This window comes from Citrobacter sp. XY323, from assembly GCF_025106035.1.
GTDB lineage: Bacteria > Pseudomonadota > Gammaproteobacteria > Enterobacterales > Enterobacteriaceae > Citrobacter > Citrobacter braakii.
Genome location: NZ_JANYUK010000016.1, coordinates 112272 through 129903 on the forward strand (window position 1 = coordinate 112272; position 17632 = coordinate 129903).

14 protein-coding genes are annotated in these 17632 nt (G+C 51.5%); 4 read left to right on the top strand and 10 right to left on the bottom strand.

The annotated features are described in order from the left end of the window. Positions 1-38: 38 nt before the first annotated feature. From phnC to N0B36_RS20920, 3 genes are all read right to left on the bottom strand, one after another. On the bottom strand, positions 39-827 hold the full coding sequence (gene phnC / locus N0B36_RS20910; RefSeq protein WP_016155400.1) for a phosphonate ABC transporter ATP-binding protein: 789 nt from the start codon (positions 825-827) through the stop codon (positions 39-41). A gap of 132 nt (positions 828-959) precedes the next feature. Continuing rightward, on the bottom strand, positions 960-1406 hold the full coding sequence (gene yjdN, locus N0B36_RS20915; protein ID WP_016155401.1) for a VOC family metalloprotein YjdN: 447 nt from the start codon (positions 1404-1406) through the stop codon (positions 960-962). 141 nt (positions 1407-1547) lie between these two features. After that, positions 1548-1883 carry a zinc ribbon domain-containing protein YjdM gene (locus N0B36_RS20920; RefSeq protein WP_003031835.1) on the bottom strand — a complete coding sequence of 112 codons (336 nt, stop codon included), beginning with the start codon at positions 1881-1883 and terminating at the stop codon, positions 1548-1550. Between the two features lie 539 nt (positions 1884-2422). On the opposite strand from N0B36_RS20920, the gene crfC reads away from it, so the two are divergent. After that, positions 2423-4780 (top strand): clamp-binding protein CrfC, encoded by a 2358-nt coding sequence (gene crfC / locus N0B36_RS20925; RefSeq protein WP_181546493.1) that lies wholly within the window; start codon positions 2423-2425, stop codon positions 4778-4780. Then, complete coding sequence (locus N0B36_RS20930) at positions 4777-5670, top strand: diguanylate cyclase regulator RdcB family protein (RefSeq protein WP_049282262.1); 894 nt, start codon at positions 4777-4779, stop codon at positions 5668-5670. The genes crfC and N0B36_RS20930 overlap by 4 nt, the downstream gene beginning before the upstream one ends. A gap of 30 nt (positions 5671-5700) precedes the next feature. On the opposite strand, the gene kdgT is transcribed toward N0B36_RS20930, so the two are convergent. Next, the gene (kdgT, locus tag N0B36_RS20935; RefSeq protein ID WP_016155482.1) at positions 5701-6699 is read right to left on the bottom strand and encodes a 2-keto-3-deoxygluconate transporter; all 999 of its coding nucleotides are present in this window, start codon (positions 6697-6699) and stop codon (positions 5701-5703) included. A gap of 699 nt (positions 6700-7398) precedes the next feature. Here kdgT and proP point away from each other — a divergent pair. Together proP and pmrR are read left to right on the top strand one after the other, a co-directional pair. Further along, complete coding sequence (gene proP / locus N0B36_RS20940) at positions 7399-8901, top strand: glycine betaine/L-proline transporter ProP (protein WP_016155405.1); 1503 nt, start codon at positions 7399-7401, stop codon at positions 8899-8901. 82 nt (positions 8902-8983) lie between these two features. Continuing rightward, positions 8984-9073, top strand: a complete 90-nt coding sequence (pmrR, locus tag N0B36_RS20945) for an LpxT activity modulator PmrR (protein WP_259688927.1) — start codon at positions 8984-8986, stop codon at positions 9071-9073. On the opposite strand, the gene pmrB is transcribed toward pmrR, so the two are convergent. The 6 genes from pmrB to adiA form a co-directional block, all read right to left on the bottom strand. Then, a complete protein-coding gene (pmrB, locus tag N0B36_RS20950; RefSeq protein WP_204552586.1) occupies positions 9067-10149 on the bottom strand; it encodes a two-component system sensor histidine kinase PmrB in 1083 nt (360 codons plus the stop codon). The two genes, pmrR and pmrB, sit on opposite strands and share 7 nt — an antisense overlap. After that, a complete protein-coding gene (gene pmrA, locus N0B36_RS20955) occupies positions 10150-10818 on the bottom strand; it encodes a two-component system response regulator PmrA (protein WP_016155408.1) in 669 nt (222 codons plus the stop codon). A gap of 4 nt (positions 10819-10822) precedes the next feature. Further along, on the bottom strand, positions 10823-12460 hold the full coding sequence (gene eptA, locus N0B36_RS20960) for a phosphoethanolamine transferase EptA (protein ID WP_047499583.1): 1638 nt from the start codon (positions 12458-12460) through the stop codon (positions 10823-10825). 146 nt (positions 12461-12606) lie between these two features. Beyond that, positions 12607-13944, bottom strand: coding sequence for an arginine/agmatine antiporter (adiC, locus tag N0B36_RS20965; RefSeq protein WP_016155410.1), 1338 nt, complete (start codon positions 13942-13944; stop codon positions 12607-12609). 127 nt (positions 13945-14071) lie between these two features. Continuing rightward, positions 14072-14833, bottom strand: a complete 762-nt coding sequence (locus tag N0B36_RS20970; protein WP_259688928.1) for an AraC family transcriptional regulator — start codon at positions 14831-14833, stop codon at positions 14072-14074. 315 nt (positions 14834-15148) lie between these two features. Continuing rightward, positions 15149-17416 (bottom strand): arginine decarboxylase, encoded by a 2268-nt coding sequence (adiA, locus tag N0B36_RS20975; protein WP_141876126.1) that lies wholly within the window; start codon positions 17414-17416, stop codon positions 15149-15151. Between the last annotated feature and the right edge of the window lie 216 nt (positions 17417-17632).

Sequence of the window (17632 nt, forward strand, 5' to 3'; positions counted from 1 at the left end):
CCAGCCTGGCTGCGCCAATAACGCCTGGTTTTTTAGAACTATGCAGCCTGCGCGTTCTGTTCGACGCGGTTCATGCTGCGGTAGAGATGGTCAAAACGATCGTTATCAAAATGCTGGCTGCTGCCATCAAAGAAGACGTTGCCCTGACGAAGCGCGACAATGCGTTCGCAGTAGCGCAGGGCGTAATCCACCTGATGCAGCGTGACGACCACGGTGATGCCGTCGGTCTGGTTAATGTCGCGTAGGGTGTCCATCACGATGCGTGCGGATTCCGGGTCCAGCGAGGCTATCGGCTCGTCGGCAAGGATCACTTTGGCTTGCTGCATCAGCGCGCGGGCAATCGCCACGCGCTGCTGTTGCCCGCCCGAAAGCGTGGAAACGCGCTGGTATGCAAAGTGCGCCATGCCAACGCGGGTCAGCGCCTGTAATGCACGCTGTTTCTGTTCCTGGCTAAACCAGCTAAAACAGGTGCGCCAAAACGGCGTGCTGCCGAGTGCGCCAATCAGGACGTTTTCCAGTACCGTCAGGCGGTTAACCAGATTGAACTGCTGGAAGATGTAGCCGGTGTGGGCGCGGCTTTTGCGGATATCGCGCGCCAGGCGGCCTTCATGTTGAACGGTGCGACCCAGCAGTTCGACGTGGCTACCCGGGGATTTATCACCGACGATCAAACCGCTTAAATGACGTAAAAGGGTGGATTTGCCGGAGCCAGACGGCCCAAGCAGAGCCACCATCTCACCGGAACAGATGTTCAGATCAACCGCATTGAGCGCCTGATGTTGATTGAAGGACTTGGAGAGTTTTTCGACGCGAATAATCGTTTGCATGATGCGGCCTCCCTTAAAAAGTGGCCCCATCGTGGCGGATTAATGTGACGTTTTCGTTAAGGGATGGTTACTTGGTGATGAAGAGTTGAGCGATTTTTGATGACAGTACGGGAGGGCTGGCCTCCCGTTGGATTACTCTGTAGGTTGCTGCTGTTTGACGACGTTGATCATCCACGGCACGCCATACCGATCGCTCACTTTACCGAAACCATGAGCCCAGAAGGTTTCCTGCCAGTCCATTTCGATTTTTCCGTTTGCTGCCAGGTTATCAAACCAGCGTTTGCCTTCGTCGACGTTTTGCGTGTCGAGTACCAGCGTAAAGCCAGAGTAGTGGGCATTTCCGTCGGGGGCGCTATCGCTCATCATGATGTCGCTGCCCGCAACGCGCAGGTTGGCGTGGGCAATGGCGGTATCGGGGAATTTCATGCCTGAAGGGCAACCCTCTTCGCTGTTCTGCGCCGGTTTGGGCATTTCACCGAAGTTGATTTTGTAGAGTAGCTCAGCGCCTAATGTTTTTTGGTAGTAGGCGATAGCATCAGCGCAGTTACCTGCGAAGGAGATATAGGGACTTAACGGCATAATCTTTACCTCAGGTAAAAGAAACCAGTTAAGTGTAGTTATCGTCTGCAAAAATAAGCCAGGCGGGAAGTATGAGCTTCCCGCCTGGCAGATGAGCTGGCGTCGGCCTGATTGACGTATAGCGCCATCAGGCAATTTGCATCAGTTCTTTTTCACAAACTCAGATTTCAGCTTCATTGGGCCAAAGCCATCGATTTTGCAATCGATGTTGTGGTCGCCTTCAACCAGACGGATGTTCTTCACTTTGGTCCCGATCTTCAACATGGAAGAGCTACCTTTTACCTTCAGGTCTTTCACTACGGTAACGCTGTCGCCGTCAGCCAGCAGGTTGCCGTTGGCATCTTTAACGATCAGTTCGTCGCTGTCCTGAGCCGGTTCAGCATCGTTCCATTCGTGAGCGCATTCCGGGCAGATGAACATGCCGTTATCTTCGTAAGTGTATTCGGAGTTGCATTGTGGGCAGTGTGGTAATGACATGTGGATTTCCTCAAAAGTCAGCAGGGGCAAATGCGCCCAAAAATGGCAGATTGCCGAAAAAGGCCGCAATTATACATAAAATCCCTGCTTTTGTCGGGACTACTGCGTGATTATGCAAAATGATCTGCTGTAAAGACCCTTTGCTTTTACCTCAATGAAAGTATGGCGGAATATTTTTTAAGGGAAATTGCTACGCTTAGGTATTTAAGATAAGGTGAGGCGAAATATCTGATATTCATAGGTAACGTTGCTTACGGATGCCTAAGCCATTGTGATTGAATATCATTGACCCCCTTAATTTTAGTAGGGGGATTACGCGGGTATTTTTTAAAACTGAACTACGCTGTTTATCTTTCTTACTTATTACATAAGTGAGAGGCATCCGGCCAGCGGTTATACGCCAAATTTATTTTAATAATATCAGTTGGTTGTTTTGATTTTAATTATTTCTACACGTAATTATAAAAGCCAAAAAATCTATAAATAAAACGATTGGGCTAAATAAAAGTAATGCCATTTGCGTTAAGGAAGAATTTTCCATGCACACACAGACAATATATGAATTAAGTCAGGAAGCGGAACGCTTGCTGATGCTCTCGCTTGAACATCTCAGGCAATTGCAAAAATTGCCTATGACGTCGTTGGATGATGTCGCGCTAAAACAAGGAGAGCATAGCAGACAGGTGGTTCAGCCCCTGCATTTCAGCGCGCGTGGCATGGATGTCCAGCAGGCAACGCTCAATAATGAACTGCGTAAGATTACGCGTCTGGAAATGGTGCTGGCGATTGTCGGTACCATGAAAGCGGGAAAATCGACGACGATTAACGCGATTGTGGGGACCGAAGTTTTACCTAATCGTAATCGTCCCATGACGGCGCTACCAACGCTAATTCGCCATACGCCGGGGCAGAAAGAGCCGGTGTTGCATTTTTCACATGTCACGCCTATCGATGCCTTAATGAAGGTTTTACAGCAGCGCGTACGCGATTGCGATCGCCAGCGTCTTACGCAGACTCTGGAAATTGATAAGGATATGAATGTTCTGCTGCAGCATATTGAAAACGGCGTGGCATTTGAGCGGTATTATCTTGGCGCACAGCCTATTTTCCATTGCCTTAAAAGTCTGAATGACCTGGTGCGTTTGTCAAAAGCACTGGAAGTGGATTTTCCTTTTGCCGCCTATGCCGCGATTGAGCATATTCCGGTTATCGAGGTTGAATTTGTCCATTTGGCCGGTCAGGCGAGCTATCCTGGGCAATTAACCCTGCTGGATACGCCGGGGCCGAATGAGGCCGGGCAACCGCATCTACAAAAGATGCTGAATGAACAGTTGGCGCGGGCTTCTGCGGTACTGGTGGTGATGGATTACACCCAACTGAAATCGATTTCCGATGAAGAAGTGCGCCACGCTGTCATGGCGGTCGGCAAGTCAGTGCCGCTGTATGCGCTGGTGAACAAATTCGATCAGAAAGACCGCAACAGTGACGATGAAGAGCAGGTGCGGGCGTTAATTTCCGGCACGCTGATGCAAGGCGGGATTGCCCCGGAGCGAATCTATCCGGTTTCTTCGATGTGGGGGTATCTGGCGAACAGGGCGCGTCATGAGCTGATGGCTCGCGGGCGGCTGCCGGATCACCAGGTGCAACGTTGGGTACAGGATTTTGCCGAAGCGGCGCTTGGCCGACGCTGGTGCACCAACGATCTTGAGGATACGGAGCACATCCGCCATGCAGCCGATCTGTTGTGGGAGGATTCGCTGTTTGAGCAGCCGATCCAGAAAGTGATTCATGCCGCTTACGCCAATGCTTCGCTGTATGCGCTACGCTCAGCGTCGCATAAGTTATTGAACTATGCGCAAAGCGCGCACGAATATCTGGAGTTTCGCGCCCATGGGTTAACGGTTGCCTATGAAAAACTGCGGCTGAACATCACGCATATTGAAGAGGATATGCAGCAGTTAGAAGTGAGTCAGGGGCGGGTGAGTGATGAAGTCAGTCATGAGGTCGAGCTGGCGCTGGAGGCTGCCGCGGCCTATCTCAATGAGCAACAGACTGAGATTCTGTGCGGCATCAACACGTTCTTTATCAAAGAAAACGTCCTGATGATGTCACAACATGGCCAGGGGGCTGGCGTTTCCTCGGCAGAAATGGCCGGAGAAATGCTGGTGTTGCACGATGAAGGGCAGGCGAAAATCGTGCTGGATAAAATGCGCTCGTCCTGTGAAGTTGTCTTGCTGGCAGCGCAGGAAAGCATCAGTCGGGATTTAGCTCTGCGCTTTGAACAGCTTGAGTCGACGCTGTCCCGGGCGCTAAATGACGCCATGCGCCCCATTGAGCAGCGGGTGAAAGAGGAGCTGAACCACGCTGGTTTTCGTGCGCGGATCCGTTTTCCGGCGTTTCATGCGGCGATGTTTAACTTCAACACCCGCCAGTTGTTTAACGAGGCCATTGAGCAGGATATTCCGGCGGAAAATGCGCCGTCAACTGGCGGTGTGGTGCGTGATACCTTCTCTCGCTGGTTGAATCAGCCCAACTGGGGATGGAATGAGTACGTCGAAACAAAAACGCGTTATCTCATTGATATGGGCGCACTGCATAAGAACCTTGTGCACTATGTCACCCAGTTTTGCCAACAAATTCGTAAAGCTTTAGCTGCGCAGGTCGATATTTCCGTTACGGCAGGCATGGCCACGTTTTTTGCTGATTTTTCACTGTGTTTGACGCAATTACAGGCGAGCCTGCGTGAGAGTCTGACCCTGCGCCAGCAAAATGAATCTGCGGTGAATGCCTTGAACGAACAACTGCAGCATCGCATTACGACTGCGGCATGGCTTTATGAAGATTCCCGCTTGCTGCGCGACGATATCAATACCCTTTTTGCAACCGAGCACACATGACTAACGTGTTACTGGAAGGCCCCGGGCGGACGCTGGAGTGTGTCTACCCGAAGTTTATGGTCGATCTGGTTCAGGGAGATGAAACCAAACGTTCCGGCGGTTTTCTGCAACAACAGCAGCGGCTGCGTGCGCGTCTGACGCAGGAGGTGCTATCCCAGACGCAACTGCGAGCATGGGTGTTGGCAGGCGTGTCCAGCGAGCATCTGGTGATGCGTCTAAAACTGGTGGAAAAACTGGCGGGCATGATCGATCCGGGCCATCTGGCGCTGGTACGGATCGCCGAAGGGTTGATGTTTTTACAACAAACCGAAGACCCGCGTGGACTCTCCACGCCCGGTCTTCTGCAGCAGATAAATTCACTCGCTGACTGGTTTACCCAGCGCGGCGCTTATAAAGAGAAGGCGGTGACGCAACGCGGCCTGACGGTGCAAGCGGGCGAACATAGCGAGCAAATTTTTACCCGCTGGCGGGCTGGCGCGTATGACGGCTGGTCGTTACCTGGACGCTGTTTTGTGGCGTTAGAGGAGCTGCGCTGGGGAGCCTTTGGTGACGCCTGCCGGTTAGCAAATGCCGATGTGGTATCAATGCTAAAAGACAACCTGCGAACGATGGCTGCTCAGGCGCTGGCAGACAGCGTGAATGCGGCCCCCGCCACGCGTCATTACTATCATCATTGGCTCAGCACGCCGGTTGTTGGCGGCTCGGGTGAGCACAACGATATGTTGAGCTGGCTCGGGGACTGGTGCGATGCGCAGCGTCATCCGGTGAGCTGGTCGGTGACGCAGCGTTGGCAAAATGTGGCGTTGGGCATGCCGAGATTGTGTTCGGCGAAGCGGCTGGTTGATGCGATGGTTGAGGAGATTTTTGCACCGTCCCCGCTCATCAATTGAGCAGGAACGGTGAGTGGGATAAAGGCAGGTTTAGTGGTGCAGGGAGTCTGCCGGGGTAGCCGCCGTCTCATTGACGACCGGGTTTTTATTAAAACGTTTGGCATACAGCGCGGTGATAATCGGCACCAGAATCGCGGTGACTATCACGCTGGCGGCAACCAGCGCCGTAGCGGATGCGGCAACCGGTTCAAATGCCGGGTTAATCTGGGCGATAATCACCGGGTTTGCCACTGCAGCGCCTGCCGCAGAAGAGGCTGCTACGCCTGCCGTACCGTTCCCGCCACCAATAACGCGGTCAGCAATAATCAGCGGAATACCGGTGATGACGATAACCGCGACGCCCAGCAGGATGCCCAGCAGACCCGTATCAACGATGACGCTCAGGTTAATCGTGTTGCCCAGCGCGAAGCCGAAGAACGGGATCAGCACCGGCGTGGCTTTGCTGAAGAAGGAACGCAGATCGTGATCCAGGTTACCCAACGCAAAACCAATCAGGAACGGTAATACCGCGCCGACAAAATGGTGTGGTTCGAAGGAAGCCAGACCCGCGGAGCCGAGGATCACCATGGTCATTAACGGACCGGATTCCAGAGACATCAACACAAATGCGCCAGACTCTTCTTTGGTTCCGTACTGGTTCATCAGGCTGGCGTACAAACCGCCGTTGGTCATGTCCATCGCTGAAACAATTGCCAGTACCGAAAGACCGGCAAAGAACCCGGTTTGAATACCGGTATCAGGAATAAATGAAGCAGCAATCATTGCCACTACCCATGCCACGGCTATTTTAGTTAATACCAGTGTGCCGGATTTGCGTAATACCGTGCCGGTTGCTCGTAAATCAATAGATGCACCGATACAAAAAAACCACACTGCCAGAATCGGCACCGTTCCGCTGATCATTCCTTTGGTAAACGAACCGAAATACGCGCCGGTATCCGGAGCTAACGTATTTAACACTGCGCCTAATAACAGAGGAATCAACATCATTCCGCCAGGGATGCGTTCAATCGTGGCTTTAATTTTCATAAGCGTCCTCATCTCTTGTCGCAGGTAATACACGCGCAAGGAAATAAAAATTAATAAATTCAAGTGGTTACTGGTGTTTCTTAACAAAGAAAACAGCTATCTCTTTGTTTTATAAAATCTAACGCGGCATACGTTGAGCGTGTTGCTGCTCCCAGGGATATTGCGTCTGGAATTAGTTTGCATTCATGGGAACATTGATTCAATCAAAATAAAACGATGTTTTAGTTATCTTCATCACATATTCCGAGCAAAAGTTCCTGAGTGCTCTGATTATTAAAAAAGCTGTGATCTTTTTGTGAAGAGATTAGGTGGGTTTTTGCCTAGCAGAATAATAGTGACTATTGTGATTGTTGGTGCAACAAAGCGATTTATTCTTGTATTTAATTGCCAGAAAATCGCAAGCATTACATGTTAAAAAGTTGACTAAGAATGACCTGATTTACGCATGTTGACGAAATGGAAATCTATATGTGAAGTTGATCACAAATTTAAACACTGTTAGGGTAAAGAGGTCATTAACCGCCCAATCAGGCGTCAACAGGTTCGGTTGTACTGCTCGTTTCTCGTCAGTGTAAGTAAACCTGCTACGCTTGTTACAGGGAATGCGTCTGTGCATTCCCCGCTCGGTGATGACCTTGACGCAGGGGCGTTGAGGGACTCGATCTGTAGCGTGACAGGGCTAAGTCTATGAGGACGAGTATGCTAAAAAGGAAAAAAATAAAACCAATTACGCTGCGCGACGTTACCATCATTGATGACGGTAAACTGCGAAAAGCCATTACTGCGGCGTCGTTAGGTAATGCGATGGAGTGGTTTGATTTTGGTGTTTATGGGTTTGTTGCTTACGCATTAGGTAAAGTGTTCTTCCCGGGGGCTGACCCCAGCGTACAAATGGTTGCTGCACTTGCCACCTTCTCTGTTCCCTTTCTGATTCGACCGCTTGGCGGATTGTTCTTCGGTATGCTTGGCGATAAATACGGTCGTCAGAAGATCCTCGCTATCACCATTGTGATTATGTCGATAAGTACCTTCTGTATCGGTCTTATTCCCTCGTATGCCTCGATTGGTATCTGGGCGCCGATTCTGCTGTTGCTGTGTAAAATGGCGCAGGGGTTCTCGGTCGGCGGAGAGTATACCGGGGCGTCGATTTTTGTCGCAGAGTACTCGCCAGACCGTAAGCGCGGATTTATGGGCAGCTGGCTGGACTTCGGCTCGATTGCCGGGTTTGTGCTGGGTGCGGGCGTGGTAGTCCTGATCTCAACTATCGTCGGCGAAGAAAACTTCCTTGAGTGGGGCTGGCGTATTCCGTTCTTCCTGGCGCTACCGTTAGGGCTTATTGGCCTGTACCTGCGTCATGCACTGGAAGAGACTCCGGCGTTCCAGCAGCACGTGGATAAACTGGAGCAGGGCGATCGTCAGGGACTGCAGGACGGTCCGAAGGTGTCGTTTAAAGAGATTGCGACCAGGCACTGGCGCAGCCTGCTGGCATGTATTGGTCTGGTGATTGCCACCAACGTCACCTATTACATGCTGCTCACCTATATGCCGAGCTACCTGTCGCATAACCTGCATTACTCTGAAGACCACGGCGTGCTGATTATTATCGCCATCATGATTGGTATGCTGTTTGTGCAACCGGTGATGGGTCTGCTCAGCGACCGCTTCGGGCGCCGTCCGTTTGTGATTATGGGCAGTATTGCGCTGTTTGTGCTGGCTATTCCGGCATTTATTCTGATTAACAGTAACGTCATCGGCCTGATTTTCGCCGGGTTGCTGATGCTGGCGGTGATCCTCAACTGCTTTACCGGGGTGATGGCGTCAACGTTACCAGCGATGTTCCCGACGCATATTCGCTACAGTGCCCTGGCCGCAGCGTTTAATATCTCGGTATTGGTCGCTGGTCTGACACCGACGTTGGCCGCATGGCTGGTGGAAAGCTCGCAGAATCTGATGATGCCTGCTTATTATCTGATGGTGATTGCGGTGATAGGTTTAATTACCGGCGTGACCATGAAAGAGACGGCTAATCAGCCGCTGAAGGGGGCTACGCCTGCCGCTTCGGATATTCATGAAGCGAAAGAGCTCCTCGGCGAGCACTACGATAATATTGAGCATAAAATCGAAGATATCGATCAGGAAATTGCTGAGCTGCAGCTTAAGCGTACGCGCCTGGTGCAGCAGCATCCGCGGATTGATGAGTAATCATGTGATTTATCATATCAACTTAAGGTTGGCTTAATCTGTGTCAGGTAAACTCTCCTCCAGAGTATTGGAGGAGAGTGTCATGAAAAACCGCATTTATGAAAGTTTGACCGCCGTGTGCAGCGTGCTGATCGTCAGCAGCTTTTTGTACGTTTGGGTGAGTTCTTACTGACCTTTCGCTAATTCCACCCAAGCGCGAGTGCCGGTGGTTCCCTGACGATTTTGCAAATAGAAATGCCCGTGATGTAACTGGGTGATACGACTGACAATGCTCAGCCCCAGCCCAATCCCGCCAAAACGGCTGTCCATACGCACAAACGCTTTACTCAGCTCCCCGCATTTACTCTCATCAATGCCAGGGCCTTCATCTTCGACGGCGATAACGGCATCATGCTCTGTATTCAGGCTAATCGTAATATGGGTGCCTTCCGGGCTGTAACGATGCGCGTTCTCCACCAGATTTCGCAGCAGCATTCGTAATAGCGTCGCATCGCCACGTACGACAACGTCCGCCGTGCTTTGCGGTAGGAGCAGCGTCTGCTGACGCTGGTCCAGCATGGTGCTGAGTTCATCGTAGGAGGGCAAAATCACGTCCTCCAGCAGTTTGACGTGCTGGTAGCTCCCGGCCGAGAACGACTGTCCAACGCGGGCGAGTTGCAGCAGTTGCGACACGCTGTCCATCATTTGGTCAAGGCGGGCAATTAACGGTGAAACGTCGACCTTATGGGTTTTGGACAGTAATTCCAGATGCAGGCGAACGCCTGACAGTGGGGTGCGCAGTTCGTGGGCGACATCGGCGGTAAATAAGCGTTCGTTTTCAATGGTGCTCGTCAGCCGCGTCACCAGCTCGTTGAGCGCTGAGACGACCGCCTGGATCTCAATGGTTGAACTGTGAACTTCAATTGGAGTCAGGTTATCGGCTGCCCGCGTTTCTAACTCTTTTTGCAGATCCGCCAGCGGGCGAGTAATACGCCGTACTGCCTGGTAGCAAATCAGCAGCGTCAGGCTGACCATAAAAATACCGGGGACGATCAGACTGGCGATGGCTTCGCGGATTTCATGCAGGATGTGGCGATCGTTGTTACGATTTTCGCGTAACGCCTGTTCAAATAGCTGTATTTGTTCGGTGCTTTCGTGCCACAACCAGAAGGTGCTAATCAACTGGAAGACCAGCAGAATAAGACCGATGGTCAGCATCAGGCGATGACGCAGCGGGAGCGGTTTTTTTAGATATTGCAGTAGCTTCACTTAGCTTTCCTCAGTGGCAACCAGCATATAGCCAAATCCCCTGACTGTGCGGATACGTGATTTACCCACTTTGTCCCGCAGGTTGTGAATGTGCACTTCCAGCGTATTGGTCGACGGTTCGTTATCCCAGCTGTAGATGTCGTTATACAGGATCTCCCGGTGTACCGGGCTGCCCGCTTTAAGCATCAGGCGCGACAGGAGTGCGTATTCTTTCGGCGTTAAGATAACTTCTTGTCCATCCATCCACACCTGGCGACGACCGATATTCAGCGTCAGGTTACTGACAATGAGTTCGCTTTCACCCTGATTGTTATGACGACGCAGCAGCGCCCGGATGCGGGCATGCAGTTCTTCCAGTGCGAACGGTTTGACCAGATAGTCATCGGCGCCAACGTCCAGCCCGCTGACCCGGTCTTTCACTGTATCGCGGGCGGTGAGGATAAGCACCGGCACGGTGTATTTTTTCTGTCTGATGCGGTTCAGGAAGTGCAGGCCGTCTTCATCCGGTAAGCCCAGGTCCAGAACCACCAGACTGTAATGGCCGGTCTCCAGACACTGCTCCGCGGCACGGGCCGTTGATACGCCGTCGCAGGCATAGCCTTCTGTTTGCGCGGCGAGTATCAGTCCCTGTAATAACAACGTATCGTCTTCAACAATCAGAATTTTCATTCGTTTAGCCTCCCCGGCAGGGTTGCAGAATATCATCTGCCGCCTGATATTTCTGTGTTTGCACGCCTGTTAATCCCAGCAGGGTTGAGAAGAGATTATCCTGTGAGAAGTCCTCTGAGCCTGCCCGTTTTTGCAAACATGTCTGAGAGACTTGATAGCGTTGCTGATAATCTTCTGAGAGCCACAGCAGCATCGGCACATGTTTTTGCGTATCTGGCGCAATCGAATACGGCAGGCCGTGTAAATAGATGCCATTTTCCCCTAAGGATTCACCGTGATCGGAAAGGTAGACCAGGCTGGTGGTGAAATTATCCTGATGCTCTTTCAGTATATTGATTGCTTTATCAACAATATAGTCGACGTAAAGAATGGTGTTGTCATAGGTATTGACCAACTGTTGCTGTGAACACGTCTGGATTTCGTTGGTGTCACAGGTTGGCGTAAATTTCTTGAACTGCGCAGGATAGCGGTTGTAATAGGTCGGACCGTGGCTGCCGATGGTGTGCAGCACAATCACGCCGTCGCCTTGCAGGTTATTAATGTACTCTTCCAGCCCGTGGAACAGCACGTCATCGTAGCATTCCCCGTCAATACACTGCCCGGGCAGGTTCAGCTTAGTCATATTCTGGTGCGGTACCCGGTCGCATGCCCCTTTGCAGCCGCCGTCGTTATCGTTCCACAGAACGTTAATTCCCGCCCGCTGAATAATGTCGAGCACGCCTTCCTGATGCTGCGCCAGTTCTTCATCGTAGTGCGCACGTGGCATACCCGAGAACATGCAGGGGACAGATACTGCCGTTGCCGTTCCGCAGGATGTGGTGCGGGGGAAATAGACCACATCATCTTTTTCCAGCAACGGGTTGGTCTGGCGCGAATAGCCTGACAGCGAGAAGTTATCGCCGCGTGAGGTCTCGCCGAGCACCACAATCGTCAGGTTCTTACGCTTTTCTTTCACCATCAACGGATTGCGATGGGCGTCTTCGCCAATGCGCACCAGCGGCAGGTGGGCCAGCCTCTGGTGTGAATACCAGGAAGAGGTCGCCACAATGCTGTTGGATGGGCTGAGGGATTTCACCAGTTCTTTATTGTTGCGAAACAGTGAGGCGTAATCTTTGTAGAAGAACGCGGCGACCAGCACGATCAGCAGCGCGGAGATCAGAATATTCGCGCCACGGAACAGTACGCTGCGCATGGCCGGGGCGATCGGTTTGATTCTTACCCAGCAGGCAATGAGCGCGGCGAGAATGCCGCTCACTCCGAGCGTGATGAGCATTTGCGGCGTCAGCAAAGCAAAGGTTTCGGCGGGTGTGGTGTCCATCATATTGGCGATCATCGAGCGGTCAATGATGATGCCGTAGGTCATGATGAAATATTGGGCCGATGCGCCAACCAGAATGAAAACGCAGGCCACCAGGCGATTAAGCCACAGGAATGAGGCCAGCGTCAGCACAATGTTCATGACGCTGAAAGCGACGACCGGCATCGACAAAAACACCAGCAGGTTGCGCACAGAATCCAGGGGCAGTTCTTGCAGCACTTGTTTATAGAACGCAATGTTCAGGAAAGTCGCAAGATAAAATGAGATCAGGAGAAGCCAGCTGATTAGCCCGAGAGTGGGTCTTTTAAACAGGTGCTTTAACATTAAGGGGGGTTCCATCGACTAAGTGCTACAAATCCTCTCAAAGTAAAATTAAGCCAACCTTAAGTTCTTAATGTTGATTTCAGGAATCGCGGGGGGCGGCGTTGGCCCGATGAACTTACGCCATCGGGCAACGACGACTGTTTGCGTTAGTTATTGTTTACCGGAGCATCCAATGGATATGGGTTTTTATGGATCCGATTGTAGTTCAGTGCATACAGCGCGGTGATGATCATCAGTGTGACGAATGACCACATCACCTCTTTGGCACCGGAACCGACAACGGCCCAAATACAGTAAACAAAAGCGATAAAGGTCACCAGTAAGTACATCGGACGCGCTTTACCAAAGTGACCATGGCCGAGCAGCAGCAGCGCGGCGCAGGTGTACAGATACGGCACCAGCGTGAAGATAACGGAGACCGAAGAGACCAGACCAAACTCTTTCGCAGCGTTTGGCGACATGCTGCTGAACTGGAAGATGGTCATCAGAACGCCGACGATAATTAACCCGGCTACCGGCGTACCGGCTTTGTTAACGCGGGCAAAAATCGGTGGGAACAGGCCGTCATCGGCTGCCGCTTTGGCGGTTTGCCCGGCAAGCAGCGTCCAGCCGCCCAGGGAACCCAGGCACCCGGCCGCGGCACAGAAGGAGACAATCGCCCCAGCGGTGTCACCCAGCGCCATGCGTGCGGCATCACCGAACGGGGAGGCTGAAACACGCAGCGCCGCGTTAGGGATCATACCCATAATCGCCGTGGTGGAGAGCACATAGCAAACGGCGGCAATCAGCACGCCGCCCATGGTGGCGATAGGCACGTTACGTTTGGGATTTTTAACCACACCTGCCGCGACGGAGGCGCTTTCCACGCCGATAAATGACCACAAAGTTACGTTCAGAGTGCTTTGAATCGCACCGAAGGTGTTCATACCGCTGACGTTCCATGCCGCCATATAGGTTTCACCCCGGAACCAGAACCAGCCGAAGACGGCAATACCGACAATTGGCACCAGCGCCAGTACCGTTGCGACGGCCTGTACACGGGTGATCATTTTCGGTCCGACAATGTTCAGCAACACGAAGATCCACAGCACCACGACGCAGGTCAGCGTCAGGACCAGCGGATCTTTTAAGATGGGGAAGAAGTAGCTCAGGTAACCGACGCCAATAACCACCATGGCGATGTTACCAATCCAGCAAGCCAGCCAGTACAGGACGTTGGTCTGGTAGCCCAAAAAAGGACCGAAACAGCGGCGGGCATAAGCGTAAGAACCACCGGGACTGGAGTCTAAGGACGACATTTTCGCGTACACCATCGACAGCGCCAAAGCACCGATAATAGTGACCAACCATCCGTAGATTGCAATCCCGCCAGTTGACGCAAGGTTTGCGGGTAGCAGGAATACACCGGAACCCATAATATTCCCCGACACCATAAGGGTGACGGGGATTAAGCCCACTTTGTGAGCATCAGCATCCGTCGACATATTTAGTAACTCCTGATAAGGATAAATGACGTCTTATCATACCTCTTCAGAAGACTATTTTATGATGGCGGACTGGGGGTATCGCTAATGCTGATATTATTATGGCTTATCGCTAACTGATTAAAAATCAGGCAGCGGATGGCTCCCTATGTTGACTGACATAATGCAGAGGCGTCATCCCATAGAACTCTTTGAATACGGAAATAAAGTACGAGGTACTGTTATATCCGCACAGTTGAGAGACCTGGGAAATGTTTTTGCCATCCATCAATAATTGATTGACGGCATAACGCATGCGACACGTGGTAATTATTTGGCTGTAACTTGTATTTTCACTTTTGAGCTTTTTCTTTAACAAACTGGGGCTCAGGCATAAGCAACTGGCAACCATGCTTAAATTCCAGTCTTTATGTATATCGCTCTCAATAATGTGATAAACGCTGTCGCTGATACGACTGCGTAGTATATGCATGAGCAGAGAAATAAACTTTTTGCTGCCGAGAAAGCGTGATAACACCGTGAACAGTAGCGAGCGCGTGCGCACACTTTCACCTTCGTCCATTGTGTCCAATACGCTATATTGGGCAGCCACCCGGAATACATCCGGCGTCAGACAGACGGCGGTCATCACTGGGTTGGCACTGCGTTGCCAGAGTGGGATCTGTGAAAGGTCTTTATTTAAAAAACGTAGATAGTCTTTAATGATATCACGGCTGATATGTACGACCAGTGCGTTATTAAGTGATGAGAAATCGATAATATTATTATCGCATGCTACCAGCGCCATATGATTAGCTTTTAAGCTGATGGCTTCTTTACCGTTAATCCTTAACCAAACATCCTTCTCCGTTAATACAACAACACAAGCTGCTCTGCTGCAAACCCTCATACCCAAACTCCAGGAATATGAACATAAAACACCGTAGCTCACCATCAGATGAACCATATCGGCTAAATTGAAATTGTATGATGAATCCAGGACCGCATTAAAATAACGTGTCTGAAATTAATTACAATGTTTGGTGGGAATTTTCTTATGTACACTTTTTTTTACGCAAGTGGAAACGTGATATTTGCGTATAAAAAAAGCGCGGGGTGGTCCCGCGCAAAAAGGTATGACAATGTTATTGTTTTGCAGCAATACTCAGGAATTACTCAAGCATGACATGTCTACCTTAAAAATCGGACTATCTATAAAATGACATTATGCTTTCACGCACATGACGTGATATACACCGTCAATAATTTCCGTTCCTTCGGTTTCATGTTCAAATCCAGGGAAGTGGTGGTCCCAGGACTGCAACGAACGTAGATAACTAATCTGCGGGCTATTGGCGTCGCCAAAGTTTTCCCCGGACAGCAGCATTGGAATTCCCGGTGGGTAAGGAATCACGGAATTCGCAGCTATACGACCCGGCAGATTTTCAATGGCCACCATCTCAACGTTATCGCTGACTATCGCGTTATAGGCTTCACGCGGGGTGATTTCAGCAACAGGCAGGCCGGAGTAGGCCGCGTTGAGTCGGCTGCCAGGGTTGTTCTCTTTCAGCCAGGCAAACATGGTGTCGCCCAGATCGTGAATGCCCATGTTGGCGTAAGTGTCAGGATGTTCCTCAACCAGTTCTGGCATCACCTGCGCCAGCGGTGTATTGGCATCGTAATGGTGTTTGAATGAGCACAGGGTATTGATCAGCGTGCCCCATTTCCCACGGGTAATCCCCATTGAGAACAGGAACATAATCTGGAAATCGGTGGTACGGGTCGGCACGATACCGTGGCGGCCAAGCCAGGCGGTGACCAGCGCTGCCGGTACGCCGCTCTCTTCCAGTTCGCCATCATCGCCCATCCCCGGCGCCAGAATACTGACTTTGATTGGGTCCAGCATGCTCCAGTTATCCGGCAGGTCTTTAAACCCGTGCCAGGATTCACCCGGACGCATCACCCAGCAGTTCTGGTCAGTGGTCAGGAGTTGGGTTGGCGCATCGGCAAAGTCATAAGTTTTGCCGGTTTGCGGGTCAGTCACCACTTCTTTGTTCCACGGTTTGAAGAACCAGTCGCCTTCGGCGGAAAATTCTTTGTACAAACGCGCCATGGCCTGACGGAAATCGACCGCTTCGTCGATCACTTCCTGAGTGAGCGACAGACCGCTGTTGCCGTCCATCATGGAGACCGCCACGTCGTTTGATGCGCAGATGGCATACAGCGGAGAGGTGGTGGCGTGCATCATGTACGCCTGGTTAAAGCGGGAGAAGTTCACGGCCCCACGACCTTCACGGACGTGAATGTAAGACGCCTGAGAGAGCGCGTTCAGTAGTTTGTGGGTCGAGTGGGTCGCAAAAACGGTAGGGCCGTTATGATCGCCCGGCGCGCCACGCATAGCGTAGTGATCGGTATAAATTGGGTTAAAGCGGGCATAGCCGTACCAGGCCTCATCGAAGTGGATGCGATCGCTGGTTTGCGCGAGCAGGTCCTGGGCCTCTTTGGCGTTGTAGCAAACACCGTCATAAGTACAGTTGGTCACAACGCTGTAAGACGGTTTTTGCCCGGCCTTGCCTTTGGTCAGCGGGCTTTCGCTGATTTTTTTCTGCAATGTTTCAGGTTGCATTTCTTGCGGGTAGATAGGGCCGATAATGCCGTACCGGTTGCGGCTTGGCACCATGTACACCGGTTTTGCGCCGGTGAGGATCAACCCCTGCTCGATAGATTTGTGGCAGTTACGATCCAGCACCACGACGTCGTTGTCGGTCATACAAGCCTGCATGATGGTGCGGTTAGAGCCGGATGTCCCAACCACTACAGACCAGGAGCGGTCAGCGCCAAACACGCGGGCGGCATATTTTTCGCTCTCGCCAAATGCGCCGGTATGATCCAGCAGTGAGCCGAGCGATGCGCGTTCAATACCCATGTCGCTACGGAATAAGTTTTCACCGTAGTAATCATGGTAAAAACGACCCGCCGGCGTTTTGGTAAATCCGACACCGCCCTGGTGACCAGGCGCCGCCCAGGAGTATTCATGGATGTCGCCGTACTTCATCAGCGCGCTGAACAGTGGCGGCAGAAGCTGCTGGCGGTAACGGGTCATCGCCGCAACGGCACGTCCGGCGATAAAGTCTGCGGTATCTTCCATAATCCAGGCGAATTCATCGACAAGCTCCAGCAGGTCGCGATCCAGCGATGCGGTGGCTTTTTCGCGATCGCCCAGCAGGAAAACGGGAACGTTTTGCTGGCGCTCGTGGAGCTTGCCGATCAATTGCCTGACGTTCAGGTGCTCGTCTTGTTGTTCCATTTGATAGCTAAACATCAGGCAATCAATGGCTTCATTAGCGGCGAGGATTGCGTAACCATCGTCGAATGAGGTGGACTTAATGACGGTAACATTTTGGCGGCTTAATGCGTCAGCCAGACGTTCGACAGCGCTACCGACCCAGGTGTCCTGATGCAGAAACTCACTTTCAACAATTAATACTTTCATCATCTTTTACCCGGTTGTGGAAAGGTTGCAATTTATGGATTGCAGACACACCGTATGAATGTGACGCAGGCAAGTATTATCCTGACAAAATGGGCTGTAAAGCGGGTGATAAATAGTCTGATTTGTGTTTAATTTGTTTTTAAACAAATACTTATGTTTGCTTATTGGCGATTTTTCACCGCTGTTTATCGACAGGGGGAATATTTTTTTGGCTGA